The 23,871-nt window shown below is 57.6% G+C and carries 27 protein-coding genes; 18 read left to right on the forward strand and 9 right to left on the reverse strand.

Annotation, left to right across the window (positions count from 1 at the left end; genetic code table 11):
- Nucleotides 1–127 precede the first annotated feature (127 nt).
- The 14 genes from N9C89_RS05905 (at nt 128) to cysE (ending at nt 10,978) form a co-directional block, all read left to right on the forward strand.
- The gene (locus N9C89_RS05905) at nt 128–724 is read left to right on the forward strand and encodes a head-tail connector protein (protein ID WP_263952908.1); all 597 of its coding nucleotides are present in this window, start codon (nt 128–130) and stop codon (nt 722–724) included.
- Nucleotides 724–1,062 carry a head-tail adaptor protein gene (locus N9C89_RS05910; protein ID WP_263952909.1) on the forward strand — a complete coding sequence of 113 codons (339 nt, stop codon included), beginning with the start codon at nt 724–726 and terminating at the stop codon, nt 1,060–1,062. Before N9C89_RS05905 ends, N9C89_RS05910 begins: the two co-directional genes overlap by 1 nt.
- Nucleotides 1,059–1,469 (forward strand): DUF3168 domain-containing protein, encoded by a 411-nt coding sequence (locus tag N9C89_RS05915; protein ID WP_263952910.1) that lies wholly within the window; start codon nt 1,059–1,061, stop codon nt 1,467–1,469. The genes N9C89_RS05910 and N9C89_RS05915 overlap by 4 nt, the downstream gene beginning before the upstream one ends.
- Nucleotides 1,470–1,491: 22 nt before the next feature.
- A complete protein-coding gene (locus N9C89_RS05920) occupies nt 1,492–1,905 on the forward strand; it encodes a phage major tail protein, TP901-1 family (RefSeq protein ID WP_263952911.1) in 414 nt (137 codons plus the stop codon).
- An 11-nt stretch (nt 1,906–1,916) separates the two neighbouring features.
- Nucleotides 1,917–2,234 carry a gene transfer agent family protein gene (locus tag N9C89_RS05925; protein ID WP_263953291.1) on the forward strand — a complete coding sequence of 106 codons (318 nt, stop codon included), beginning with the start codon at nt 1,917–1,919 and terminating at the stop codon, nt 2,232–2,234.
- A 26-nt stretch (nt 2,235–2,260) separates the two neighbouring features.
- Entirely contained in the window at nt 2,261–2,440 is a 180-nt protein-coding gene (locus tag N9C89_RS05930) for a rcc01693 family protein (protein WP_263952912.1), read from the forward strand.
- Between the two features lie 32 nt (nt 2,441–2,472).
- On the forward strand, nt 2,473–3,138 hold the full coding sequence (locus tag N9C89_RS05935; RefSeq protein WP_263952913.1) for a phage tail tape measure protein: 666 nt from the start codon (nt 2,473–2,475) through the stop codon (nt 3,136–3,138).
- Between the two features lie 12 nt (nt 3,139–3,150).
- Nucleotides 3,151–3,783 (forward strand): DUF2460 domain-containing protein, encoded by a 633-nt coding sequence (locus N9C89_RS05940; RefSeq protein ID WP_263952914.1) that lies wholly within the window; start codon nt 3,151–3,153, stop codon nt 3,781–3,783.
- Complete coding sequence (locus tag N9C89_RS05945) at nt 3,783–4,691, forward strand: DUF2163 domain-containing protein (RefSeq protein ID WP_263952915.1); 909 nt, start codon at nt 3,783–3,785, stop codon at nt 4,689–4,691. Before N9C89_RS05940 ends, N9C89_RS05945 begins: the two co-directional genes overlap by 1 nt.
- Entirely contained in the window at nt 4,688–5,125 is a 438-nt protein-coding gene (locus tag N9C89_RS05950; RefSeq protein WP_263952916.1) for an NlpC/P60 family protein, read from the forward strand. The genes N9C89_RS05945 and N9C89_RS05950 overlap by 4 nt, the downstream gene beginning before the upstream one ends.
- Nucleotides 5,125–9,051 carry a glycoside hydrolase/phage tail family protein gene (locus N9C89_RS05955; protein ID WP_263952917.1) on the forward strand — a complete coding sequence of 1,309 codons (3,927 nt, stop codon included), beginning with the start codon at nt 5,125–5,127 and terminating at the stop codon, nt 9,049–9,051. The genes N9C89_RS05950 and N9C89_RS05955 overlap by 1 nt, the downstream gene beginning before the upstream one ends.
- Nucleotides 9,044–9,754 carry a DUF2793 domain-containing protein gene (locus N9C89_RS05960; protein WP_263952918.1) on the forward strand — a complete coding sequence of 237 codons (711 nt, stop codon included), beginning with the start codon at nt 9,044–9,046 and terminating at the stop codon, nt 9,752–9,754. Before N9C89_RS05955 ends, N9C89_RS05960 begins: the two co-directional genes overlap by 8 nt.
- A gap of 3 nt (nt 9,755–9,757) precedes the next feature.
- On the forward strand, nt 9,758–10,084 hold the full coding sequence (locus tag N9C89_RS05965) for a hypothetical protein (protein ID WP_263952919.1): 327 nt from the start codon (nt 9,758–9,760) through the stop codon (nt 10,082–10,084).
- 90 nt (nt 10,085–10,174) lie between these two features.
- Complete coding sequence (cysE, locus tag N9C89_RS05970; protein ID WP_263952920.1) at nt 10,175–10,978, forward strand: serine O-acetyltransferase; 804 nt, start codon at nt 10,175–10,177, stop codon at nt 10,976–10,978.
- Here cysE and N9C89_RS05975 read toward each other — a convergent pair.
- The 8 genes from N9C89_RS05975 to N9C89_RS06010 form a co-directional block, all read right to left on the reverse strand.
- A complete protein-coding gene (locus tag N9C89_RS05975; RefSeq protein WP_263952921.1) occupies nt 10,965–11,639 on the reverse strand; it encodes a hypothetical protein in 675 nt (224 codons plus the stop codon). The two genes, cysE and N9C89_RS05975, sit on opposite strands and share 14 nt — an antisense overlap.
- A gap of 159 nt (nt 11,640–11,798) precedes the next feature.
- Nucleotides 11,799–13,097: a pyruvate dehydrogenase complex dihydrolipoamide acetyltransferase gene (locus tag N9C89_RS05980; RefSeq protein ID WP_263952922.1), complete on the reverse strand. Its 1,299-nt coding sequence runs from the start codon at nt 13,095–13,097 to the stop codon at nt 11,799–11,801.
- 13 nt (nt 13,098–13,110) lie between these two features.
- The gene (locus N9C89_RS05985; RefSeq protein WP_263952923.1) at nt 13,111–14,487 is read right to left on the reverse strand and encodes a pyruvate dehydrogenase complex E1 component subunit beta; all 1,377 of its coding nucleotides are present in this window, start codon (nt 14,485–14,487) and stop codon (nt 13,111–13,113) included.
- 1 nt (nt 14,488) lies between these two features.
- A complete protein-coding gene (locus N9C89_RS05990) occupies nt 14,489–14,878 on the reverse strand; it encodes a VOC family protein (protein ID WP_263952924.1) in 390 nt (129 codons plus the stop codon).
- Between the two features lie 3 nt (nt 14,879–14,881).
- Nucleotides 14,882–15,877 (reverse strand): pyruvate dehydrogenase (acetyl-transferring) E1 component subunit alpha, encoded by a 996-nt coding sequence (pdhA, locus tag N9C89_RS05995; protein WP_263952925.1) that lies wholly within the window; start codon nt 15,875–15,877, stop codon nt 14,882–14,884.
- A 161-nt stretch (nt 15,878–16,038) separates the two neighbouring features.
- A complete protein-coding gene (locus N9C89_RS06000; RefSeq protein WP_263952926.1) occupies nt 16,039–16,341 on the reverse strand; it encodes an FtsB family cell division protein in 303 nt (100 codons plus the stop codon).
- Nucleotides 16,342–16,519: 178 nt separating this feature from the next.
- On the reverse strand, nt 16,520–17,449 hold the full coding sequence (locus N9C89_RS06005) for a class I fructose-bisphosphate aldolase (RefSeq protein WP_263952927.1): 930 nt from the start codon (nt 17,447–17,449) through the stop codon (nt 16,520–16,522).
- A gap of 242 nt (nt 17,450–17,691) precedes the next feature.
- Nucleotides 17,692–18,870 carry a phosphoglycerate kinase gene (locus N9C89_RS06010; RefSeq protein WP_263952928.1) on the reverse strand — a complete coding sequence of 393 codons (1,179 nt, stop codon included), beginning with the start codon at nt 18,868–18,870 and terminating at the stop codon, nt 17,692–17,694.
- Nucleotides 18,871–18,999: 129 nt separating this feature from the next.
- On the opposite strand from N9C89_RS06010, the gene N9C89_RS06015 reads away from it, so the two are divergent.
- The 3 genes from N9C89_RS06015 to N9C89_RS06025 all read left to right on the forward strand — a co-directional run bounded on the left by N9C89_RS06015 (nt 19,000) and on the right by N9C89_RS06025 (nt 21,300).
- Entirely contained in the window at nt 19,000–19,506 is a 507-nt protein-coding gene (locus N9C89_RS06015) for a peptidylprolyl isomerase (protein WP_263952929.1), read from the forward strand.
- Entirely contained in the window at nt 19,499–20,113 is a 615-nt protein-coding gene (locus N9C89_RS06020) for a peptidylprolyl isomerase (protein ID WP_263952930.1), read from the forward strand. The genes N9C89_RS06015 and N9C89_RS06020 overlap by 8 nt, the downstream gene beginning before the upstream one ends.
- Nucleotides 20,114–20,316: 203 nt before the next feature.
- Complete coding sequence (locus N9C89_RS06025; RefSeq protein WP_317134926.1) at nt 20,317–21,300, forward strand: DUF3179 domain-containing protein; 984 nt, start codon at nt 20,317–20,319, stop codon at nt 21,298–21,300.
- An 84-nt stretch (nt 21,301–21,384) separates the two neighbouring features.
- Here N9C89_RS06025 and tyrS read toward each other — a convergent pair whose 3' ends face one another.
- On the reverse strand, nt 21,385–22,638 hold the full coding sequence (gene tyrS / locus N9C89_RS06030) for a tyrosine--tRNA ligase (protein WP_263952931.1): 1,254 nt from the start codon (nt 22,636–22,638) through the stop codon (nt 21,385–21,387).
- Nucleotides 22,639–22,706: 68 nt separating this feature from the next.
- On the opposite strand from tyrS, the gene N9C89_RS06035 reads away from it, so the two are divergent.
- Entirely contained in the window at nt 22,707–23,831 is a 1,125-nt protein-coding gene (locus N9C89_RS06035) for an anhydro-N-acetylmuramic acid kinase (RefSeq protein WP_263952932.1), read from the forward strand.
- Nucleotides 23,832–23,871 lie beyond the last annotated feature (40 nt).

A 23,871-nucleotide genomic window follows, 5' to 3' on the forward strand; every position in this document is an offset into this window, starting at 1 on the left:
TGTTGTCTAGCTGCTCCCCTCCGTCCGAGCGATGCGGCAGGTACGCGCCCGAATTGCAGAGCCTTTGGCCCGTATGAGGCGGAGAGGCTGCGGCGGAGGCTAGTTTTACGGGAATTCGGAGTTTTCCATGATGTTAATCGAGCAAACCACAGTGCCAGCGGCGGCGCTTCCGGTCGAGAAATTCAAAGAGCATTTGCGCATGGGCTCCGGCTTTTCGGATGATGCGCTTCAGGACAGCATTCTCGAGACGTGCTTGCGCAGCGCGATGGCGGCGATTGAGGCGCGCACGGGCAAGGTTTTGATTGAGCGTGAGTTTCTATGGCAGCTGACAGGCTGGCGCGCGCTGAGTGAGCAGGCGTTGCCTGTGGCACCGGTTGGTGCGGTTTCGTCGCTGAAGACGCTGGACCGGCTGAGCAGCGCCACGGAGATTGATGCGGCGCGGTTTGTTTTGCAGCGCGACGCGCACCGCCCGAAGCTTTTGCCAACGGGTGCGTGCCTGCCGACGATCCCCCTGGGGGGGACGGCTGAGGTTGTGTTTACAGCAGGGTTTGGCGCCGATTGGAACGACATCCCCGCAGACCTTGCGCAAGCGGTCATGTTGGTGGCGGCGCAGTTCTATGAGCATCGGGGCGATATGCGCGCGCGGGGCGACACGCTTCCGGTTGGGGTGAACAGCTTGATCGCGCCGTATCGAACGGTTCGCATTCTTGGGGGGGCGGCGTGATGGCGATACCCGAATTGAACAGGAAGCTGACCCTTGAGGCGCCTGTGCGCGTTGCTGATGGCGCGGGGGGGTATTCGGAGACATGGCAGGCACTAGGTACGCTCTGGGCCGCGATCAAGTTCAGCACAGGGCGCGAGAAGGCAGGTGATTTTGTCACCGTCTCTACCCAGAAATTGCGGATCACTGTGCGGGCCGCACCAGAGGGCAGCGCGAGCCGCCCGCATCCGGAGCAGCGGTTTACAGAGGGCGCGCGCGTTTATCGCATTTTGGCGGTCGCGGAGGCGGATAGCCAAGGGCGCTACTTGACCTGTACCGCGGAAGAAGAGGTGGTCTCATGAGTTATGGCGTTTCGGCAGCGCTTCAGGGCGCTGTCTATCAAAAGCTGGCAGCGGATACGGCGCTTGGCGCGCTGGTGGGGGCTGCGATCTATGATCGTCCTCCGAGCGGGGCTTTACCGCCCACCTATGTGAGCCTTGGGCCAGAAGACGTGCGCAACCGTGCGGATAAAGACGGCTATGGCGCGCTGCATATGTTCACGGTTTCCGTTGTTACGGAGGCGGCAGGTTTCCAGAGCGCCAAGGAAGTGGCGGCGGCGATTTCGGACTGCTTGGTGGATGCGGACCTGACGCTTTCGCGCGGGCGGCTTGTGTATCTCAATTTTGATCGAGCGGTAGCGCGGCGCGTGGGCAAGGGCGAGACGCGCCGGATTGACCTGAAGTTCCGCGCTCGCGTGGAAGACAACTGATTACTTTACTGGAGGATTTCTCATGGGTGCCCAAAACGGCAAGGACCTACTTATCAAGCTCGACATGACCGGTGGCGGGCAATTTGAAACCATCGCGGGGCTGCGCGCAACGCGGATCAGCTTTAACGCGGAAACCGTGGATGTGACTTCGTTGGAAAGCCAGGGCGGGTGGCGCGAGCTTCTTTCGGGCGCAGGAGTGAAATCGGCATCTATCTCTGGCTCCGGTATCTTCAAGGACGAAAGTACGGATGAACGGGCGCGGCAGATATTCTTTGACGGCGAAACGCCACAGTTTCAGGTGATCATCCCCGATTTCGGCGTTGTTGAAGGCGCGTTTCAGGTGACCTCGATTGAATATGCGGGAAGCCACAACGGCGAGGCGACCTATGAGCTGGCGATGGCCTCTGCGGGCGCATTGCAGTTCACCGCACTTTGAGGGCGCGGATGATGGCGAACCCATTGGCAGGTGAGGTTGATCTGGTGATCGACGGAGAACGGCGCAGTTTGAAGCTGACCCTCGGTGCGTTGGCGGAGCTTGAGGCGTGTCTTGAGGCCGGAACGCTCATTGACCTTGTGGAACGGTTTGAGAGCGGAGGATTCTCTACGCGTGATGTCTTGGCGCTGATTGTGGCGGGCTTGCGTGGCGGGGGGTGGCGCGGAACGGGCGCAGACCTGCTTGAGACCGAGATTGAGGGCGGCCCGATTGAGGCGGCGCGGGTGGCGGCGGTCTTGCTCGCGCGGGCGTTTACGGTTCCGAGCGCGTGACTTTGGGGCCACAGGATGGGCGCAGCATGGACTGGCCTGCGCTGATGCGGGCCGGGATGCGCGGCCTAGGCATGACACCGCGCGATTTCTGGGCGCTCACACCAGCGGAGCTGATGCTGATGCTGGGCAGTGAGGACGCGGCGAAACCGCTTGGCCGAAGCCGGTTGGAAGAGTTGGCGCGGAAGTTCCCTGACACGGCTGGTTAGAAGGCTGAACGAATGTGGAAAAGGAAAATGGAATGACCAAAGACGTTGATGGCATTGGTGAATTTGACGACCGCGTGGAGGCGCTTGAGAACTCGCTGTCGGGCGCAAGCGCTATGTCGGCCACATTCGAGGCGGAACTCTTGCGGATGCGCGAAACGCTGAGTTCGACAGGGCTTGAGGTGTCGAGCCTGTCGAGCGGGATCGGCCGCGGATTGCGCCGCGCCTTTGATGGCTTGGTGTTTGACGGGATGAAGCTCTCGGATGCGCTGAACACAGTAGGGCGGTCGATGATCGACACAGCCTATGCGGCAGCGATCAAGCCGGTGACAAACCAACTTGGAGGGATCATTGCCAGCACGGTGAATGATGCTGTGGGGGGCGTTATGGGCTTTCAAAGCGGAGGCGCGTTTACGCAAGGCAAGGTGATGCCCTTTGCGAAAGGTGGGGTCATTTCAGGGCCGACAAACTTTCCGATGCGCGGCGGCATGGGCCTCATGGGTGAAGCAGGCCCCGAAGCGATTATGCCGCTTGCGCGTGGGGCCGATGGCAGCCTTGGCGTACGCACGCAGGGGGGCGGTAGGCCGGTCAATATCACGATGAACATTTCAACGCCTGATGTGCAGGGGTTCAAACGCAGTCAGGGGCAGATTGCGGCGCAGTTGAGCCGTGCGGTCGGGCGCGGTCAACGCAACGCTTAAGGAGGGACGGACATGGGGTTTCACGAGGTAAGATTTCCGGCAACGCTGAGTTTTGGTTCCGTCGGTGGGCCAGAGCGGAAAACGGATGTTGTCACACTGGCCAACGGGTTTGAGGAGCGTAATACGCCCTGGGCCCATTCTCGTCGCCGCTATGACGCGGGTGTCGGGATGCGCTCGCTGGATGACGTGGAGACGCTTTTAGCGTTTTTTGAAGCACGCCGCGGGCAGCTTTTCGGGTTTCGGTGGAAGGATTGGTCGGATTTCAAATCAGGTAAGGCTTCGGTCGAGCCGGATTACGAGGACCAGCGCATCGGTACAGGGGATGGGGAAACTGCGGTTTGGCAGCTGACCAAGACTTATGCCTCGGGGACGCATGACTATGTGCGGCCAATCCATAAGCCCGTAGAGGGAACCGTTAAGATCGGTGTTCAGGGTGATCCATTGCAGGAGAGCGTGGACTATGAGGTAGACCATGCCACAGGGCAGGTGACCTTTAGCCATCCGCCGGACGTTGGCGTTACGATTACCGCTGGGTTCGAGTTTGACGTGCCTGTACGGTTTGATGCCGATCATATCCACACTTCTGTTGCAAGTTTTCAGGCGGGTGACGTGCCAAACGTGCCGATCGTGGAGGTGCGGGTCTGATGGGGATAGATGCTGATTTTCTGGCGCATTTGAAGAGCGGCTACACGAGCGTATGTCGATGCTGGGCTGTTACGCGCACAGATGGGGTAAGGCTTGGGTTTACAGATCATGACCGGACGCTTTCGTTTGAGGGGATTGAGTTCGTCGCCGAAACGGGGCTGACGGCGCGGGCTTTGCAGCAAACAACAGGGCTTGCGGTTGATAACAGCGAGGCCGTTGGGGCGCTTTGCAGTGATATGATCCGCGAGGAGGATATTGCTGCGGGCCGGTATGACGGGGCAGAGGTTCTGGCGTGGCTTGTGAACTGGCAGGACGTGAGCCAGCGGCATTTGCAGTTTCGGGGCACCCTTGGCGAGTTAACGCGCGGAGACGGCGCATTTCAGGCGGAACTGCGCGGGCTGACCGAAGCGTTGAACCAACCACAGGGACGGAGCTTTCAGAAGCCGTGCACCGCGGTGCTGGGAGATACGAATTGCAAGTTTTCGCTAAAGAAAACAGGCTTTGCGACTGAGCGAGAGATCGCTGAAGTTCTAGGCAACCGTGTTCTGCGATTCAACGGCATGAAGAGCTTTGATGATCGATGGTTCGAGCGTGGGCGGTTTGAGATCATGAGTGGGGCCGGCGCTGGGCTTGTCGGGATTGTAAAAAATGATCGGCTGACAGATGCACACCGCGAAATCGAACTGTGGGAAGCGCCGCGCCTTGGACTCGCAGTTGGTGATGTGATCCGGTTTGAGGCCGGCTGTGACAAGCGGGTTGCGACCTGCAAGCACAAGTTCAACAACTACATCAATTTTCAAGGGTTTCCGCATATCCCTGGCGAGGATTGGCTGATGTCTGTACCTCGGCGTGGTGGCCGGAATGACGGCGGGAGCCGCATTTCCGGCTCGGGCGGAGGTGCGGCATGAGGAACGACATCCTGACCTCTGCGCGAGCGTGGATTGGCACGCCCTATGTGCATCAAGCTTCAACGAAACATGCGGGTGCGGATTGCCTTGGGCTGCTGCGCGGGGTCTGGCGCGAGGCGCTGGGCGTGGAGCCGGTTGCGGCGCCCAACTATACACCAGACTGGAGCGAGCCCACGGGCGAGGAGACACTTTGGTCGGCGGCGCGGGCTTATTTGAAGGAGAAGCCGCGCACAGATGCAGCAGCGGGCGATGTGCTCTTGTTTCGAATGCGCGCTGGATCAGTGGCCAAACACCTTGGCATTCAAGGCAAAACAGGTGAGGGCGCGACGTTTGTGCATGCCTACATGGGCCACGGTGTGGTGGAAAGTCCGCTTTCCCTGCCGTGGCAGCGCCGGATTGTGGCGCGGTTCGAATTTCCTGAGGAGGGCAAATAATGGCGACGGTTGTACTTGCTGCTGTTGGATACAGTGTAGGGGCCTCCTTGGGTGGCGCGGCGTTTGGGATTTCGTCGGCCATCATCGGGCGCGCGGTTGGCGCCACTGTGGGTCGAATGATCGACCAGCGATTGCTGGGTGGCGGCAGCCAGGCCGTGGAAACGGGCCGCGTGGACCGGTTCCGTTTGACGGGGGCAAGCGAAGGCGCGCCGATTCCGCAAATTTACGGAAGGATGCGAACCGCGGGGCAGGTGATCTGGGCCTCGGAGTTTAGTGAGCGCAAGAAGAAATCCGGTGGTGGCGGTGGCAAGGGCGGCCCAAAGGAGCCGGAGGTCACGAGCTATTCTTACTCGGTGAGTGCAGCGGTTGCGCTCTGCGAGGGAGAGATTTCAGGAATTGGACGTGTCTGGGCAGATGGGGTCGAGATTGCGCGGGATGATCTGAATATGCGGGTCTATTCGGGGAGTCAGGATCAGATGCCGGACCCGAAAATCGAAGCTGTAGAGGGGCAGGGCAATACGCCGGCCTATCGTGGCATCGCCTATGTGGTGTTTGAGAACCTGCAACTGGCGCAGTTTGGCAACCGTTTCCCACAGTTCAACTTCGAGGTTCTACGGCCTGCGCAGGTTGATCTGGAAACTGCGGAAGCCGATCCTGTTACGGCAGTAGAGGGGGTCGCGCTCATTCCTGGAACGGGTGAATATGCGCTAGCAACAACGCCGGTGCATTACAGCAGCGGTTTGGGCAAAAACCGTTCCGCGAACGTAAATACACCATCTGGGAAAACCGATTTCGCAACGTCAATGGAAGCGCTGCGGGATGAAATGCCTAAAGTGAAATCGGTGTCGCTTGTTGTGTCGTGGTTTGGTGACGACTTGCGGATGAACAAATGCGAGATCCAGCCGAAGGTCGAGCAGAAGATACTGGACGGCACAACGATGCCTTGGCGTGTTTCTGGCGTGACACGGAGTGGTGCGCGGAAGGTTCCGAAGGAAGATGGGCGCTCCATTTATGGCGGGACACCGACGGATGCCTCTGTGGTCGAGGCTATTTCCGAGATGAACGATGGTGGGCAAGATGTTGTTTTCTATCCGTTTATCCTGATGGATCAGGAGAGCGGTAACGGGAAGATCGACCCATATACTGGCGCAGCAGACCAGCCGAAATTGCCGTGGCGCGGGCGGATTACGCTTTCCGTGGCACCGGGCCAGAGTGGCAGCCCCGATCAAACTGCGTCAGCCACAAGTGAAGTGGATGCGTTCTTTGGTACAGCGCAAGTGGATGATTTTACGATCAACGGTACCAACGTGAATTATACCGGTCCGTCGGAATGGAGCTACCGTCGGTTCATCCTGCACTATGCGCATTTGTGTAAGGCTGCAGGCGGTGTTGCGGCGTTCTGCATCGGGTCGGAAATGCGTGGGCTGACGCAGGTGCGTGACGCGTCAAACGGGTTTCCGGCGGTTGAGAAACTTCGCCAGTTGGCAGCGGACGTAAGGGCTGTCTTGGGGCCGCAGTGCAAACTTAGTTATGCGGCAGATTGGAGCGAGTATTTCGGCTATCATCCGCAGGACGGATCAGGTGATGTTTACTTCCATCTTGATGCGCTTTGGGCAGATGCGAACATCGATTTCATCGGCATCGATAACTACATGCCGCTGTCGGATTGGCGCGACGGTGCGGATCATCAGGACGCCGGTTGGGGCTCGATTCACAATCTTGAATACCTGATGGCCAATATCGAAGGCGGTGAGGGGTATGACTGGTATTATCATTCCAAAGCGGCCGAACGCGCACAAATCCGAACACCTATTGAGGATGGGGCCCACGGCGAAGATTGGGTTTGGCGATATAAGGATATTCGTGGCTGGTGGCAGAATAGGCACCACAATCGCATTGGCGGTGAGCGGCAGGCGCAAGCGACCGCTTGGGTGCCCGAAAGCAAGCCAGTGTGGTTTACCGAAATCGGCTGTGCTGCGGTTGATAAAGGTACGAACCAGCCCAACAAGTTTCTGGACCCGAAATCGAGCGAAAGCAGCTTGCCGAAATATTCTGACGGGACACGAGATGACCTGATCCAGATGCAGTATTTGCGGGCGCTCTATGCGTATTGGCGGGATCCTGCGAATAATCCCGTGAGTGCCGAAACTGGTGTTCCGATGATTGATATGTCGCGTGCGCATGTTTGGGCGTGGGACGCGCGGCCATTTCCGTATTTTCCGAACAACGGAAATTTGTGGTCAGACGGTGGCAACTACGCACGAGGGCATTGGCTCAACGGGCGGACGGTTGCACGATCTTTGGCGTCGGTCGTGGGCGAAATTTGTGAGCGTTCCGGCGTAACGGATTATGACACAAGCGCGCTTTATGGCTTTGTGCGCGGCTATCAGGTTGCGGATGTGACCACGGCTCGTTCGGCGTTGCAGCCGCTGATGCTGGCCTATGGGTTTGAAGCGATCGAGCGTGATGGCATGCTTGTTTTCAAGACTCGCGACGGGATCGCAGACGTAGAAATTCTGCCTGAACAGATGGCGGATTTGCCCGATCAGGATGCGGTTTTGCAGCGCATGCGCGCGCCGACAGCGGAAACGGCGGGACGTATCCGGCTGGCGTTTGTGGAGAGCGACGGAGATTTCGAAGTCCGTGCTGCGGAGGCAATTCATCCGGATGAGGTGACCTTTTCTGTGTCGCAATCCGAGTTGCCTCTGGCGCTTACGAAGGCAGAAGCGAGCACGATTGTAGAACGTTGGCTTGCCGAGAGCCGCGTTGCACGGGATGCGGTCCGGTTTGCGCTTCCGATGTCGGAGTTGGAGCTTGGGGCCGGCGATGTTGTTGCCCTGCCTGATGGGGAAGATTTTGCAAACTATCGTATTGATAACGTGGAGCAATCAGGTGCGCAGATCATCGACGCCGTTCGGGTTGAGAATGCGGTTTACACGGCGAGTGATGCGATCGAAGAGCCGACACCCCCGCGCAGTTTCACGCCGCCTGTTCCCGTTTTTGCGCAGTTCCTTGATCTGCCGTTATTGACGGGCGACGAAGCGCCACACGCGCCGCATCTGGCTGTTACGGCGGAACCATGGCCAGGGTCTGTGGCGGTTTATAGTTCGGCGGAGTCCGATGACGCGGGCTATAGGCTCAATACACTGGTGAGCCAGCAGAGCGTGATTGGGCAGACGGAGACACCCATGGTGGCGGCTCTGGCGGGTGTGCCTGATAACGGGGTGGCGCTGCGAGTGAAGCTTGCAACGGGGGAGCTTTCGTCTGCGACTTCGGATGCAGTTCTGAATGGCGCAAACCTTGCCGCGATTGGAGATGGCAACAGCGAGAATTGGGAGTTGTTCCAGTTCACAGAGGCCAGACTTGTGGCCGAAGACACATATGAGTTGTCGGGGCGGTTGCGCGGCCAGTTTGGGAGCGACGCGATTATGCCTGAGGTCTGGCCGGTTGGGAGCCTGTTTGTGCTTCTTGATGGGACTGCGGAGCAGATATCGCTTGCCACAAATGCAAGGGGGCTCGCGCGGAACTATCGGATTGGGCCAGCAACCCGTGGATATGATGATCCGAGCTATGAGCATAAGGTTGAGGCTTTTCAAGGGATTGGGTTGCGGCCCTATGCTCCGGTGCACTTAAAGGCGCAGGATGATGCAGGAGATCTGACCCTGAGTTGGATCAGGCGTGCGCGCGTGGAAGCAGACCAATGGAGTGGCTTTGACATCCCACTTGGCGAGGACAGTGAAAGCTATGTCGTTCGCGTACTCGAGGGCGAGGCCTTGCTGCGAGAGGCGACGGTTTCGACCCCAAGTTTCACCTATACAGCCGCGATGCAGGCAAGTGACGGCGGCGTGCCGGACGCATTCGAAGTCGCGCAAATCTCTCAGCGGTTCGGCGCGGGACCATTTAGAAGGAAAATGATCAATGACTAGCACAGCGAATTTTGCCCTGCCTTTGGTGCAACCAAGCCAGGCACAGAAACATGTTACGGTTAACGAAGCGCTGGTGCGGCTCGACGGGCTTTCGCAGCTTGTCTTGGCCTCGGTCGACACGGTGACACCGCCGTTGGCGGCCGATGAGGGCGCTTGTTATGCCGTGCCGACAGGAGCTGTAAATGCTTGGGCCGGACAAGGAGGAAAGGTGGCAATTTTCTCCAATGGAGGCTGGATATTTGTGACACCCAAAACAGGGTGGCGCGGATGGGTCGAAGACATGAGCCGCGCGGTACATTTTGACGGCAGCAACTGGGTTCAGGGCGCTCTTGCGCAGAGCCCAAATGGCGCGGCTTCGGGCTTTCATGTGCTTGAAATTGATCACGTTTTGAATGCTGGCGCGACAGATAGCACCATTCCGTTCATTCCCGCTCATGCGATGGTGTTCGGAGTGTCGGGTGTTGTGACGGATGCGATTACGGGCACGCTGACCGATTGGAGCCTTGGAACGGTGAGTTCTGCTGCGCAATATGGCAGCGGGCTGGGGCTTTCGCAGGGATCATATGTAAAGGGAACGCTCTCGTATGCCAGCACGGAGTATGCGCCCAGTGGCTTGGTCTTGACGGCAAATGGCGGTGATTTTGCAGGGGGAACGGTGCGGCTGGCCGTGCATTATTATGCGCTAACCATACCGCAGCTTTGACCGATGCGCCCGTTCCTTCATGGTGATATCACGGCGCTTGCACGGGCGCTTGTTGCTCTGCCGCGAGCGGATTGGCCGCGCCGCGCGGTCGAGATTATGGCACAGGCCGAGGCAGCGGATATTTATCGCATAAGGACGGGACGGGCGCATCCGAATTGGGGCAATGGCAGCTTGATGGCGGCCGCAAATGCAACCGAGCAATTGCCAGAATCCGGACTTGAAGACAGGGTTTTCTGCGCGGCTTTGGCCTATGTTTTCGCGATGATTGCCACGCGGAACGGGCAAGAAACAAAGGCAGATCAAGCAAAAGTGAGGCCATTCCGTAACTGAATGAGTGCTATCACAGCTTTGCGATTGTCGGTTTCGTCCTATCTACTATAAGGTAGACCTGACGAATTCAAAGCACGACGAGGGCACCCCATGGCCGAAACACATAGCAAAATCCGCGAGCTTGACCCCGTATGGTCGCAGATCTGCACCGAGGCCGAGGAAGCCGTGCGCAAAGAGCCCTTGATGGGTGGCATGCTGCATGGATCGTTGTTGCATCACCCGTCACTTGAGCGGGCGCTGGCCTTCCGCATCTCGCTGAAGCTGGCATCGGCAGAGATGTCGGAGCAGATTTTGCGCGAAATCGCGGATGAGGCCTACGACGATGATCCGTCACTTGCTACGGCGGCGCGTGCGGACCTCGTTGCGGTGAAGGATCGTGATCCGGCTTGTGACAAGTTCATTCAGCCGCTGCTCTATTTCAAAGGGTTTCAGGCGATGCAGGCCTATCGTGTGTCGCATTGGCTTTGGAAAAAGGAGCGCCACGACATGGCGCGGTTCTTCCAAATGCGGACTTCAGAGATGTTTGGCATTGATATCCACCCCGCCGCACGCGTGGGTAAGGGGATCATGATGGATCACGCCCATTCGATCGTGATCGGCTCAACTTCGGTTGTCGGTGATAACGTGTCGATCCTTCAGTCCGTCACACTTGGCGGGACAGGTAAGGAAGACGGTGATCGTCATCCGAAAATCGGCGATGGCGTGTTGATCGGTGCGGGGGCCAAAGTTTTGGGCAACATCAAGGTTGGCCATTGCAGCCGCATTGCCGCAGGCTCTGTTGTGCTTCAAGAGGTGCCGCCTTGCACCACAGTTGCGGGTGTTCCGGCAAAAGTGGTGGGCGAAGCAGGATGCGATCAGCCCGCGCAGAGCATGAATCAGGTTATCGAGAAGTAGCAGCGCCTTCAGATGGGTGCTGCAAGGCGTTTGCCGCGGTTGACGCGTCCATGCGTGGTTTCCAAAGCCTTTCGCATCCAAGCAGCAGTGCGCCACGTAAAAGCGCCATGAAACACGTGAGTTCCAGAAGTTCTTCGAGGAACACACTTTTGATCATGCCGAAGTCACCCTTTTCAAAGATACCAGCAATGCCGAATATCAGGAACGCCGCATAGAAATGCAGAAGTGTGCGGCTCCGCAGGAGATCCTTGGTTTGTTGCCAGCGGGATTGGGTTGGTCGGAAATAGGCCCAGAGCGTGACCAGCAATAACCCTACGACCAAAGCGGCAACGACATATTTAACGCCATCTACCACTTGCGGCTCAAACCCGAAGACTTTGCCAAATGACAACTCGCGAGCCGCGCCTGCGAAGAGGAAAGCGGTCATGAAAATGGCATAGGCTTGAATGGCTCGGTAGGGGGCTCCGAAGTTAATCAAAGCGCGCAGCAAATAGGTGAGCGCGCCACAGAGAATGACAAATACCTGTGCGTTCTCAAGTACGCCGTTTTCTTTGCTCAGGTTTGCGCCGTTTAAATGCAGGATGATGAAAACCGCAATCGCGCCGAGCATCAAAGCATCGGCGAGCTTATGCGTGAAAAGTCTGGACGTTCTTTTGGGCATTTAGAGTACACCGTCGCTTTCGGGTATCGGAAATCTGGCGGGTAGTCTTAACCCTATTGGATTGCAATAGGTATTTGAAGGGTGCGGCAAGGGCGCGCATAGAAAAACGGCGCAGAATCTCTTCTGCGCCGTAGCATTTCAGGTTGGTCGCGTTGTTGGTTAGGCCAACATCGCCACTGGATTTTCGAGGTTATCGACAATCGCGTTGAGCAGGTTCGCACCAACAGCGCCGTCGATCACGCGGTGGTCGACAGACATCGTTACCGACATCACCGTAGCGACGGCCAGTTCGCCATCTTCGCCGACGACGGGTTGTTTCTTGCCAGCGCCCACGGCGAGAATGCCGGCGTGGGGCGGGTTCACGATGGCGTCGAAATTGTCGATGCCGAACATCCCGAGGTTGGAGATTGCGAAAGAACCACCTTGGTATTCATGCGGCGCGAGTTTGCGGTCGCGGGCGCGGGAGGCGAGGTCTTTCATCTGGGTGGACAGCGCAGAAAGCGATTTCATGTCGGCGTCTTCAAGGACCGGCGTAAAGAGCCCGCCTTCGATGGCCACGGCCACGGCCACATCGCTCGACTTCATCTGAAGCACGCGGTCGCCCGCCCAGACAGCGTTGGCTTCTGGCACCTGCTGTAGCGCGTTGGCAACGGCTTTGATGATGAAATCATTCACCGACAGCTTCACGCCACGGCCTTCAAGCTGCTTGTTGAGCTGGCTGCGGAACTTGAGCAGCGCGTCGAGCTTGATATCACGGCGCAGATAGAAATGCGGGATGGTCTGCTTGGCCTCTGCAAGGCGCGCAGCGATTGTCTTGCGCATCCCATCGAGCTTGACCTCTTCAAAGTCGCGGCTCTCGTACATTTTGGCCACGGCATCTGCGCTCGGACCGGATGGCGCTGCGGCGGCTTTGGCGGGTGCCTCGGCTGCTTTTGAAGCGGCTTTCGGTGCTGCGGTTGCGTTTTCAACGTCGGCTTTGACGATGCGACCCTTGGGGCCGGAGCCTTTGATATCAGTGAGGTCGAGACCTTTGTCAGCGGCAATGCGGCGCGCCAGAGGCGATGCAAAGATGCGCTCACCCGATGCGGCCTGTGGTGCGGCAGGCGCGGGCTTTGCAGAAGGTGCCTCAGCAGCGGCGGGGGCTTCTTCTGACTTGGCTTCGGCAGGCGCGGCCGCAGGGGCAGCGCTTGTTTCGCCAATGTCGTCAGCACTCTCGCCATCCTCGAGGAACACAGCAATCACGGAGTTTACCGCAACTGCTTCTGTGCCTTCTTCAACGAGGATTTTGCCAACAACACCCTCGTCAACAGCTTCGAACTCCATCGTCGCCTTGTCTGTTTCGATCTCGGCAATCAGATCGCCGGAGCTTACTGTGTCGCCCTCTTTAACGAGCCATTTTGCGAGCGTGCCTTCCTCCATCGTTGGGGAAAGCGCGGGCATGAGAATTTCAATAGGCATATCCGGTATCTCCTTAGCGATAGGTCACTTGCTTGACGGCGGCGATAACTTCGTCGGTCGTGACAAGCGCAAGTTTTTCGAGGTTGGCGGCGTAAGGCATCGGAACGTCTTTGCCGGTGCAGTTCACAACAGGCGCATCAAGGTAATCAAATGCGCGTTCCATGATCGTTGCCGACAGGTGGTTGCCGATGGCGCCTACGGGGAACCCTTCTTCGACTGTCACGCAACGGTTTGTTTTCATGACAGATTTCAGGATGGTGTCGTAATCGAGCGGGCGCAGGGTCCGTAGATCGATCACCTCGGCAGAGATGCCTTCTTCGGCCAGCTTGTCAGCGGCTTCGAGCGCATATGTCATGCCGATGCCGAATGACACGATGGTCACGTCAGAGCCTTCGCGCCAGATTTTCGCCTTGCCGAATGGAACGGTGTAATCCTCTAGAACCGGCACGTCGAATGTCTTGCCGTAGAGAATTTCGTTTTCAAGGAAAATCACTGGGTTGTTGTCGCGGATCGCGGTTTTCATCAGACCCTTGGCGTCAGCAGCGGAGTAGGGCATCACCACCTTGAGGCCGGGGATATGCGCATACCATGCGGCGTAACACTGGCTGTGCTGCGCGCCAACGCGGGCAGCGGCACCGTTGGGTCCACGGAAGACCATGGGCGCGCCCATTTGCCCGCCGGACATATAGAGCGTTTTACCCGCAGAGTTCAGGATCTGGTCAATCGCCTGCATGGCGAAGTTAAACGTCATGAACTCGACAATCGGACGCAAGCCAGCGAATGACGCACCCGTTGCGATCCCGGCAAAGCCGTGTTCGGTAATTGGTGTGTCAATCACGCGCTTGGAGCCAAACTCATCCAGCATGCCCTGAGAAATCTTATAGGCACCTTGGTACTCGGCCACTTCCTCACCCATGAGGAAAACGGTTTCGTCGCGGCGCATCTCTTCGGCCATTGCGTCCCGCAGGGCTTCGCGCACTGTGGTCGGGCGCATCTCTGTGCCTTCTGGGATTTCCGGCTCATCCGGTACAACGATCTCTACAGGTGCAGCGGCTTGTGCAGGGGCAGGGGCTTCCGATGGAGCTTCTGCGGCGGTTTCTTCCGAAGCGGCGGGTGCTGACGACGTTACAGCAGCGTCTGCGTCTTCGCCTTCTTCAAGAAGCACGGCGATGGCGGTGTTTACAGCAACGCCTTCGGAGCCTTCTTCAACGAGGATTTTGCCAAGGATGCCTTCATCCACGGCTTCAAACTCCATGGTGGCCTTGTCGGTTTCGATCTCGGCCATGACCATGCCAGCCTCAATGGTGTCACCCTCTTTGACGAGCCATTTTGCAAGCGTGCCTTCCTCCATAGTGGGGGAAAGCGCGGGCATAAGAATTTCTGTTGCCATATCAGTTGTCTCCTTCCGCCGGGGTTATCATCCCCACGATGTTTCCTTGCCCATCTTCGACATAGGCTGCCCGGCCAATACCGGGATAATCGGTTGGTGGCAGGGCTTCGTCCCCGCCGTTTTTAAGCGCCCAAGCATAGCTGGCGTCGCAATCCGCAACCTCGAAGGTCATGGTGCCGCCGCGCACAGGCGCGCCTTTTTCTGGCGTGTCGCCCATGCGTGCCATCAGGCCGCCGGTCACACCCTTGTCCATGCCAATATCGGCGCCTTCGATGAGGTGATACCCCATCTCCTCGCCGCCAGTCATGGGCGCGAACGACCAGCCAAAAAGGCCGGTATAGAAGGCTTTTGCCGCCTCTACGTCCGCTGCATGGATTTCGAAATGCGGCATGCCCTAGGCCTCCGCATAGATATCTGTGTAAAGCTCGTCGAGCGCGGGTTCGGGGCTTTCCTTGGCGAATTCTGCCGCGTCGTTAACGGTGGCTTTGATCTCTTTGTCGATCGCCTTGAGGTCTTCCTCTGTCGCGTGTTTGCCAGTCAACAGCATATCGCGAACCTGCTCGATACAGTCACGCTCTTCGCGCATCTTCTGTACTTCTTCGCGGGTACGGTATTTTGCAGGGTCAGACATGGAGTGACCGCGGTACCGGTATGTTTTCACTTCGAGGATATAAGGGCCTTCGCCGCTGCGACAGTGGGCGATAGCCTTTTCCGCCGCTTCCTTCACCGCAAGAACGTCCATACCGTCCACAGCTTCACCAGGAATAGAGAAGCCTGCGCCACGTGTATAAAGCTCAGGAGAGGAGGAGGCACGCTGAAGGCTTGTGCCCATGGCGTATTGGTTGTTCTCGATCACAAACACAACGGGCAGCTTCCAGAGGCTTGCCATGTTGAATGTTTCGTAAACCTGTCCTTGGTTGGCAGCGCCGTCGCCAAAATAAGCGAAAGAAACGCGGTCGTTGCCGAGGTATTTGTCGGCAAAGGCTAGGCCCGCACCAATCGGAACCTGTGCACCAACGATGCCGTGGCCGCCATAGAAGTTCTTCTCTTTGGAGAACATGTGCATGGAGCCGCCTTTACCTTTGGAATAGCCGCCTTCACGACCGGTAAGCTCGGCCATCACGCCTTTGGGGTCCATGCCACAGGCCAGCATATGGCCGTGGTCACGATAAGATGTGACGCGCTTGTCGCCGTCTTCGGTGGCGGCCTCGATGCCAACCACAACCGCTTCTTGGCCGATATACAGGTGACAGAAGCCGCCAATGAGGCCCATGCCGTAGAGCTGACCGGCCTTTTCTTCGAATCGGCGGATCAGGAGCATTTCCTTGTAGTAGGAAAGCAATTCATCCTTGGAAACGTTTGGTTTCTTTGATGTTTTTTTAGCGGCCATAGGAGGCTCCTCCGTCGCGTAACTTCTTTCGAAATCTCAGATAGTTTAGTATTAAACTATTTGGAAGCGAAAATCTACAGGCGCGACAATCTAAAGTGCCGCAGGGGCAGCTTTGGGTGAAAATCAAGGGAAAGCGCGGCGCGAATTACCGCGCCAGCGGGTTAGCGAACGACGATTTCGTCGCTGCGAATGAGGCCGAGCACGGAGCGGGCCTGTTCATCCAGAAGGTCAAGATCAAGATAGCTGTCAGAGAGGCGGCGGGTCTTGTTTTCCATCACCGCAACCTGACGCGAAATCTCGGCAAGCTCCGCCTTGAGCGCTTCGGCTTCAGCGGTGATCTGCACACGGTTGAAAATACCATAGTCACCCTGCACAGCGGCAAAGGTGAAATAGACCGCAAGTCCGGTTGCGCCGATGCTATAGGCCCAGACTCCCAGAAGGGATTTGCGCTTTGGTTGACTCATGCTTGCCTCGTTGTGCCGCCCTCTTTTGGGGTGGTCCCAGCGACTATGCCACATGTGATTCGTCGTGTGAATCCCTTGATTCGACTATTGTGAAGTTTTTTTCACAGCTGAGATGGGGTGTGACGCAAAAGGCCCGCATGGGGTTGCGGGCCTTAAGTTTGTCGAAAGGGTAAGGGGGTTATTCCTTGCCCTTATAGATGTTTACGAGCTTGCCGAGCATCGCCAGCGCATCTTCGCGCTCGCGTTGGAAGCTGTTGCGTCCGATGATCGAGCCGTTGCCGCCGCCGTCACGGATGGCGCGGGCGTCATCATAGACACTGTCGGCGCCTTTCTTTGCGCCGCCGGAAAAGACGACGATCCGACGGCCCGCAAAAGCTGCGTCCATACAATTGCTGACGCGCGCGGCTTGGGTTGCGATGTCGATCTTCTCGTCTTCATAGACCTTCTTGGCTTCGGGCAGGGAGAGATGATCTGTCGAGAGTTTGATCTTGATGATATGCGCGCCAAGGAGTGCCGCGATTTGCGCAGCATATGCGGCGATGTCGATCGCAGTTTCGCCGTTTTTGTCCAATGCTTCGCCGCGTGGATAGGACCAGATAACGGTTGCGATGCCCTTGGACGCCGCTTCTTCGCGCATGGCGGAGATTTCTTCGAACATCTCGAGCCCTGCGGAGGAGCCAGGATAGATCGTGAAGCCAATAGCCGATGCGCCGATGCGCAGCGCATCATCAACGCTCGCGGTGATCGCTTGGTCTTTGGCGGCCTCAGACGGGATCAGCGAGTTGGCGGAGTTGGCCTTGAGGATTGTTGGGATTTGACCCGCGTAGGTGTCCGCTCCGGCTTCGAGCATGCCAAGCGGCGCGGCAAAGGCGTTGAGCCCCGCATCAATCGCCAGTTGGTAGTGGTAATGCGGGTCATAGGCCGCCGGATTTGGTGCAAAGCTGCGGGCAGGGCCGTGTTCAAAACCTTGGTCAACAGGCAGGATAATCATCTTGCCGGTGCCGCCGAGTTTGCCGTTCATCAGGATGCGGCAGAGGTTTGCCTTAACACCCGGAGTTTCGCCTTCGTAGTTGGCTAGAATTTTTTGAACAATGCGCGTCGCTCTCATGGAATGATCCTCTTGGAGATTACAAATCGGGCCTGAGACTACCCCATACAGGGCTGGAACCGAGTTGCAATGCTGATAGCGTTAACAGGGTGCATGGTTGCGCTAACAGATTATTTTCATTCGCTAAAAATAGAGTTTGGGCGGAATTGTTTCCCTTTTTCAGGGGCGTCAGAGGGCATAGAAAAAGGGCGCGCATACCGATCCGCGCCCTTGCAAAAAATCTGGTGGTCGCTCGAGGGCGTTTATCCCTCCAGAGCCGCAACTCCGGGGAGGGTTTTGCCTTCCATCCACTCTAGGAACGCGCCGCCGGCGGTTGAGATATAGGTGAAGTCCTTCGCCGCGTCGGCTTTGTTAAGCGCAGCAACCGTATCACCACCGCCCGCAACAGAGATCAGCTTGCCTGCGCGAGAGAGTTCAGCAGCCTGTTTGGCGGCGGCATTGGTGGCCGCGTCGAAGGGCTGGATTTCAAATGCACCGAGCGGGCCGTTCCAGATCAGGGTTTTGCTGTTGGCAAGCGCCTCTGCAATGGTGGCGACTGTTTCTGGACCTGCATCCAAAATCATCGCATCCGCAGGGCAGGCATCCGCTGCAACCGTTTCGTTGGCGGCATTGGCGGCAAACTCGCGGGCCACAACCACATCGCTTGGCAGGATCACATTGCAATTAGCCGCTTTCGCTTTGGCGAGGATATCGCGGGCGGTGTCTGTCATCTCGTGTTCGGCAAGGGATTTGCCGACGTCGATGCCTTGGGCCGCAAGGAAGGTGTTGGCCATGCCGCCGCCAATCACAAGGTGATCGACCTTTTCAACGAGGTTGCCGAGCAACTCGAGCTTGGTGGAGACTTTAGCTCCGCCGACAACCGCCATTACAGGGCGTTTTGGTGTGCCGAGCGCGCCTTCGAGCGCGGAAAGCTCGGCCTGCATCAAACGGCCCGCGCAGGCAGGAAGCAAGCGGGCGAGGGCTTCGGTTGAGGCGTGGGCGCGGTGCGCCGCGGAAAAGGCGTCGTTGCAATAGATATCACCCAGCGTTGCCAAGCGGGCGGCAAACTCTGGGTCGTTCTTTTCTTCGCCGGGGTTGAAACGCAGATTCTCAAGCAAGAGCACTTCGCCCTCGGCAAGAGCATCAACGGCTGCACCATAGTTGCCATCCGCGAATTTGACTTCGCAGCCAAGCGCCTTTGAAAGTGCGGGCACAACAACGCGCAGGCTCATCTCGGGAACCACTTTACCCTTGGGGCGGCCGAAATGCGCCATCAGGATCGGTTTGCCGCCAGCGGCCAGAATATCGCGCACGGTGGGCAAAATCCGTTGAATCCGCGTGTCGTCGGTCACAACACCGTCAGCGACGGGCACGTTCACGTCTACCCGCGTCAGAACGCGTTTTCCGGCCAATTGCATATCATCGAGGGTTTTCCAGGCCATGAGAGGCTCCTGTTTGTGCTTCGGTTGCCCCTTTCACACAGCAAAGCTCCGCCAAGGTCAACCATTTCCCCTTTTCCTTTGGGCATAGGGCGCATAAGTTCAGGCCGATTGGATAAAAAGGAGGCCAAAATGGCTGATTACAAAGATCCCGAAAACACGCTGCTTCTTGAACTCAAGGACGGCACAGTCGTGATCGAGCTACTTCCGGATGTTGCTCCCAAGCATGTTGAGCGCATCAAGGAGCTTGCTCGTGCTGGCGCATATGACAATGTTGCGTTCCACCGCGTGATCCCGGGTTTCATGGCGCAAACAGGCGACGTGGCCAACGGCAACATGGAAAACAACTTCAACCTGCACCGCGCAGGGACAGGCGGCTCTGATCTGCCTGATCTTCCGGCTGAATTCTCCAAAGTGCCACATAGCCGCGGTTCGCTTGGTGCGGCGCGGTCGCAAAACCCGAACTCCGCAAACAGCCAGTTCTTTATCAACTTTACCGACAACAACTTCCTCAATGGTCAGTACACTGTCTACGGTCAGGTCACGTCGGGCATGGAGCATGTGGACGCGATTCAGGCGGGCGAGCCTCCGGCAAACCCTGATCGCATGATCTCCATGAAGGTGGCCGCAGATGCGTAGCGACACGCTGATCATCTCGGCGCTGTCGATCGTTGGGGCAGGGGTTCTGGGCGGATGGATGTTCATGAACTCCGCCGCACAGGCACAATCCACCCCGATGGAAGACGGACCCGGCCCGAACCTTGTGATCGAAGTGGGCGGCGAAACCGAAGGGACGATCGTCATTGATCTGCGCCCTGATCTTGCGCCGAACCACGTAGAGCGTTTCACAACGCTGGCCAACGATGGCGCCTATGACAACGTGGTGTTCCACCGCGTGATCGACGGCTTCATGGCGCAGACCGGTGACGTTCAATTCGGTAAAACAGGCGGAGACACCCGCCGCGCCGGTATGGGCGGCAGTGAGCTTCCTGATGTGAAGGCCGAGTTTTCCGATGCGGATTTCCAGCGTGGTATCGTCGGTGTTGCGCGGTCGCAAAATCCGGATTCCGCCAACAGCCAGTTCTTCATCATGTTCGCACCGGCCCCGCATCTGAACGGGCAATATACGGTTGTTGGCCATGTGGTTGAAGGCATGGATGTTGTTGATGCAATCAAAAAGGGCGATGGCCCGAACGGCGCGGTAAGTGATCCTGACTTCATGAAGTCGGTTACAGTCGTCGAATAAGAATATTGGGGCGCAGACGCGGTTTTGCGCCCCATTCCCGCAAATTTCCAAAATTTCCGCTGGATTATGCTGAGTTTTGCGAGGTTTAGGCGCGCGATCCCAGATTAGCCCAAAATTTCATTCGGTTAACAGCCTGTCACTCCTGCGTGACATGGGCTGGTAACTCGGAAAAGAGGCTGCCACCTTACGCTTGGAGGTGGATTATGCCCTTAAGACCCCTGTTGCTTTCACTCACGGCATCCGTGGCGTTGCTAATGCCACAGGTCGCATCCTCAAACCCTGCTCTATGGGAACGAGAATGGCCCCAGACGGATTTTAACAACACTTCGGTTTCTGATTGGGGCGAAATCCTCTCTGGCGGGCCGCCCAAAGACGGGATACCGGCTTTGAGCGACCCGCGCTTCCTTAACGCAAGTGACGAGACCCGCATCCATGATCGTGAGCCGGTGATTACGGTCGAGATCAAAGTGCAGGAACCGCGTGCCTATCCGATCCGTTATTTGATGTGGCATGAGATCGTAAACGATCAGATCGGCGGAACACCCGTCGCGGTGACGTTTTGTCCGCTTTGCAATTCTGGCCTCGTGTTTGATCGACGTGTGAATGGCGAGCTTCGGACGTTTGGCGTTTCGGGCAAGCTGCGCAATTCCGACATGGTGATGTATGACCGCGAGACCGAGAGCTGGTGGCAACAAGCCGTCGGGCAGGGGATTGTGGGCGCGCATACCGGCGACACGCTGACTCAATTGCCGGCTTGGATGGAAAGCTGGGCCGAGTATACGGCGCGCAATCCCGAGGGGCTGGTGATGGATGAGCCGAACTGGTCTAGGGCCTATGGTCAGAACCCCTATCAGAATTATGACAGCTCGCGACGCCCCTTCCTCTATCGCGGTGAAAACCCGCCCCATGATATTCCACCGTTGATGCGTGTTGTTCGGGTTGGTTCGCAGGCATGGCCAATGGAGCGATTGGCAAAAGCGGGCGAGATTACCGAAAGCGGTGTGCGGATCAACTGGACCTCTGGCCAAGCGAGTGCTTTGGACAAGGCAAACATTGGCGCGTCAAAGGATGTGGGGACGATCCGTGTTTATGATGCCGAGAGTGGCGCGAATGTGCCGCATGACGTGATGTTTGCCTTCGCGTTTCACGCGTTCTGGCCGGATGGCACATGGATGTTAGGCAAGTGATGCGGGGGCATTAGCTGTGCGCCACCTCAATAAAAAACGCCCGCTCAAAATGGCGGGCGTTTCGTTTTGTTTTTAAGTTATAAATCAGCCGACGAGTGTAACCAATGCGTGGCGTTTTTTGCCTGCTGAGAGCTTGAGTGGCTCAGCCAATGCATCGGCGTCGATCATCAAGCCCGGTGTGGTGAGGGATTCGTCATTCACCTTCGCGCCGTTCTCTGCAATGAGCCGTTTTGCCTCTTTGCCAGACTTCACCAGCCCCGATTTCACCAGAAGCTGCACGATGGAAATGCCCTCGCCAAGCTCTTCGGATGTGAGCGAGAAGGTGGGAAGATCCGCGCCAATCCCGCCTTTTTCAAAGACTTCACGCGCCGTTGCTTCGGCGGCTGCGGCGGCGTCTGCACCGTGGGCCAGCGCAGTGACCTCATTGGCCAGGCGGATTTTTGCGTCGTTGATTTCTGAGCCTTCAAGCGCGCCGAGGCGTTCGCATTCCTCGATCGGAAGCTCGGTGTAGAGCTTCAGGAAGCGGCCCACGTCAGCGTCTGTCGTGTTGCGCCAGAACTGCCAGAACTCATAAGGGCTGCGCATGTCGGGGTTGAGCCAGACAGCGCCGTCTTGGGATTTGCCCATCTTCTTGCCATCGCTTGTGGTGAGCAGGGGCGAGGTAAGGCCGAAAATCTGATTGTCGAGCACGCGGCGGGTAAGGTCGATACCATTCACGATATTGCCCCACTGGTCGCTGCCGCCCATTTGAAGGAGACAGCCGTAGCGGCGATTTAGCTCAAGGAAATCATAGGCTTGCAGGATCATGTAGTTGAACTCAAGGAAGCTCAACGATTGCTCGCGATCCAGCCGCGATTTCACGCTTTCAAAGGCCAGCATCCGGTTCACAGAGAAGTGGCGGCCAATGTCACGCAGGAAATCGAGGTAGTTGAGATCATCAAGCCACTCGGCGTTGTTGACCATTTCGGCGTCATTTGTGCCGTCGCCGAAAGTGACATAAGAGGAGAAAACCTTCTTGATGCCTTCGATATTCTCGTCAATTTGTTCAGGGCCAAGCAGCGGGCGTTCGTCCGCGCGGAACGAAGGGTCACCCACTTTGGTGGTGCCGCCGCCCATCAGGACAATAGGTTTGTGGCCGGTCTTTTGAAGCCAGCGCAGCATCATGATCTGGATCAGGCTGCCCACGTGCAAGGATTTCGCCGTGGCATCAAACCCGATATAGGCCGGTACGATGCCTTCGATCAGCGCCTCGTCGAGCGCTTGATAATCGGTGCAGTCGGCCAGAAAGCCGCGTTCGATCATCACACGCATAAACTCTGATTTTGGGTGGTAGGTCATCGTAAATTGGTCCATTCTAACGGTTAACGCCACAGGGTATAATGCGGCGATAGCAAAAGGGAAAGTGGATGTTGAAATCAGGACCGGTCTGGGCGATTGGAACGATGTCGGGCACCTCGCTTGACGGTGTGGATGCGGCAGCGATCCAGACGGACGGCGAGAGAATTTATGAATTCGGCGAAAGCGCCTATCATCCTTATTCCAGCGAAGAGCGAGCCCCGATCGCGGCCGCGCTTGGATTGTGGCCAGGTGATGCGCGGGTTGAAGAAGCCGCAGAAGTCATTGAAACGGTTCACGCGACGCTTTTGAGCCAGTTTGAGCGCCCTGCGTTGATCGGATTCCACGGCCAGACATTGGCCCATGATCCGCGCGGCCGCGGCACCCATCAGGCAGGAAACGGGCGGGTGCTGGCCGAGGTTCTGGATTGCCCCGTGGTTTGGGATTTCCGCAGCACAGATGTTGAAATGGGCGGAGAAGGCGCGCCGCTTGCGCCGTTTTTCCACTTTGCCTGCGCTAAGTTCATGGAAGCAGAGGGGCCGGTTGTGTTCCTCAATCTCGGTGGGGTTGGCAATATGACATGGGTGGACCCGAGCGCGACAACGCCTGACGAAGAGGGCGCGTTGTTGGCCTTTGATACAGGGCCAGCCAATGCACCTATCAACGATTTGATGCTGTCGCGTCGTGGAGAGTCCATGGACAAAGACGGCGCTCTGGCCGCCGATGGCGATGTGGACGAAGCCTTGGTCGAGCAGTTTCTGGAAGAGCCGTATTTCTATCGTATGCCACCCAAGTCGCTGGACCGAGACAGCTTTCCGGACATTGCCGATTGGGTTGGGCATATGGAAGATGCCGATGCAGTGGCGACGGTTACCGCGATGGTTGCGGCGAGCGCGGCAAAGGGGCTTGAGCATTGCCCAAGCCCGCCCACAGGCGTTCTGGTCTGTGGCGGTGGGCGCAAAAACCCGACCTTGATGGCGATGTTGTCGGTTTTGATGGATTGCCCCGTGGCGCCGATCGAGAACGCGGGCTTTGACGGGGATATGCTGGAGGCGCAGGCCTTTGGCTTCCTTGGTGTGCGTGTTGCGCGGGGACTGACTACATCCTGCCCTGGAACAACGGGGGTGCGCGCCCCAGTCGGCGGCGGCACAGTCAGCGAGCCAACAGGAGCATTGGCACAAAGCGGTACAAGCTGATAGAAGGCAAGATGGAATAGAGCCAAAATTGATGTGATTT

Origin of the sequence: Halocynthiibacter sp. SDUM655004 (assembly GCF_026015885.1) — a bacterium.
GTDB lineage: Bacteria > Pseudomonadota > Alphaproteobacteria > Rhodobacterales > Rhodobacteraceae > Falsihalocynthiibacter > Falsihalocynthiibacter halioticoli.

Excerpts from the sequence above, each read along its gene's own strand:
- pdhA (WP_263952925.1), bottom strand. The coding sequence starts at position 15,877 with ATGGCCGCTAAAAAAACATCAAAGAAACCAAACGTTTCCAAGGATGAA.
- N9C89_RS05975 (WP_263952921.1), bottom strand. The coding sequence starts at position 11,639 with ATGCCCAAAAGAACGTCCAGACTTTTCACGCATAAGCTCGCCGATGCT.
- N9C89_RS05960 (WP_263952918.1), top strand. The coding sequence starts at position 9,044 with ATGACTAGCACAGCGAATTTTGCCCTGCCTTTGGTGCAACCAAGCCAG.
- cysE (WP_263952920.1), top strand. The coding sequence starts at position 10,175 with ATGGCCGAAACACATAGCAAAATCCGCGAGCTTGACCCCGTATGGTCG.
- N9C89_RS05980 (WP_263952922.1), bottom strand. The coding sequence starts at position 13,097 with ATGCCTATTGAAATTCTCATGCCCGCGCTTTCCCCAACGATGGAGGAA.
- N9C89_RS05925 (WP_263953291.1), top strand. The coding sequence starts at position 1,917 with ATGGCGAACCCATTGGCAGGTGAGGTTGATCTGGTGATCGACGGAGAA.
- N9C89_RS06010 (WP_263952928.1), bottom strand. The coding sequence starts at position 18,870 with ATGGCCTGGAAAACCCTCGATGATATGCAATTGGCCGGAAAACGCGTT.
- N9C89_RS06035 (WP_263952932.1), top strand. The coding sequence starts at position 22,707 with ATGTTGAAATCAGGACCGGTCTGGGCGATTGGAACGATGTCGGGCACC.
- N9C89_RS05985 (WP_263952923.1), bottom strand. The coding sequence starts at position 14,487 with ATGGCAACAGAAATTCTTATGCCCGCGCTTTCCCCCACTATGGAGGAA.
- N9C89_RS05910 (WP_263952909.1), top strand. The coding sequence starts at position 724 with ATGGCGATACCCGAATTGAACAGGAAGCTGACCCTTGAGGCGCCTGTG.
- N9C89_RS05915 (WP_263952910.1), top strand. The coding sequence starts at position 1,059 with ATGAGTTATGGCGTTTCGGCAGCGCTTCAGGGCGCTGTCTATCAAAAG.
- tyrS (WP_263952931.1), bottom strand. The coding sequence starts at position 22,638 with ATGACCTACCACCCAAAATCAGAGTTTATGCGTGTGATGATCGAACGC.
- N9C89_RS06005 (WP_263952927.1), bottom strand. The coding sequence starts at position 17,449 with ATGAGAGCGACGCGCATTGTTCAAAAAATTCTAGCCAACTACGAAGGC.
- N9C89_RS05920 (WP_263952911.1), top strand. The coding sequence starts at position 1,492 with ATGGGTGCCCAAAACGGCAAGGACCTACTTATCAAGCTCGACATGACC.
- N9C89_RS05950 (WP_263952916.1), top strand. The coding sequence starts at position 4,688 with ATGAGGAACGACATCCTGACCTCTGCGCGAGCGTGGATTGGCACGCCC.
- N9C89_RS05940 (WP_263952914.1), top strand. The coding sequence starts at position 3,151 with ATGGGGTTTCACGAGGTAAGATTTCCGGCAACGCTGAGTTTTGGTTCC.
- N9C89_RS05955 (WP_263952917.1), top strand. The coding sequence starts at position 5,125 with ATGGCGACGGTTGTACTTGCTGCTGTTGGATACAGTGTAGGGGCCTCC.
- N9C89_RS06020 (WP_263952930.1), top strand. The coding sequence starts at position 19,499 with ATGCGTAGCGACACGCTGATCATCTCGGCGCTGTCGATCGTTGGGGCA.
- N9C89_RS05905 (WP_263952908.1), top strand. The coding sequence starts at position 128 with ATGATGTTAATCGAGCAAACCACAGTGCCAGCGGCGGCGCTTCCGGTC.
- N9C89_RS05990 (WP_263952924.1), bottom strand. The coding sequence starts at position 14,878 with ATGCCGCATTTCGAAATCCATGCAGCGGACGTAGAGGCGGCAAAAGCC.
- N9C89_RS05945 (WP_263952915.1), top strand. The coding sequence starts at position 3,783 with ATGGGGATAGATGCTGATTTTCTGGCGCATTTGAAGAGCGGCTACACG.
- N9C89_RS06025 (WP_317134926.1), top strand. The coding sequence starts at position 20,317 with ATGCCCTTAAGACCCCTGTTGCTTTCACTCACGGCATCCGTGGCGTTG.
- N9C89_RS05965 (WP_263952919.1), top strand. The coding sequence starts at position 9,758 with ATGCGCCCGTTCCTTCATGGTGATATCACGGCGCTTGCACGGGCGCTT.
- N9C89_RS05935 (WP_263952913.1), top strand. The coding sequence starts at position 2,473 with ATGACCAAAGACGTTGATGGCATTGGTGAATTTGACGACCGCGTGGAG.
- N9C89_RS06000 (WP_263952926.1), bottom strand. The coding sequence starts at position 16,341 with ATGAGTCAACCAAAGCGCAAATCCCTTCTGGGAGTCTGGGCCTATAGC.
- N9C89_RS06015 (WP_263952929.1), top strand. The coding sequence starts at position 19,000 with ATGGCTGATTACAAAGATCCCGAAAACACGCTGCTTCTTGAACTCAAG.
- N9C89_RS05930 (WP_263952912.1), top strand. The coding sequence starts at position 2,261 with ATGGACTGGCCTGCGCTGATGCGGGCCGGGATGCGCGGCCTAGGCATG.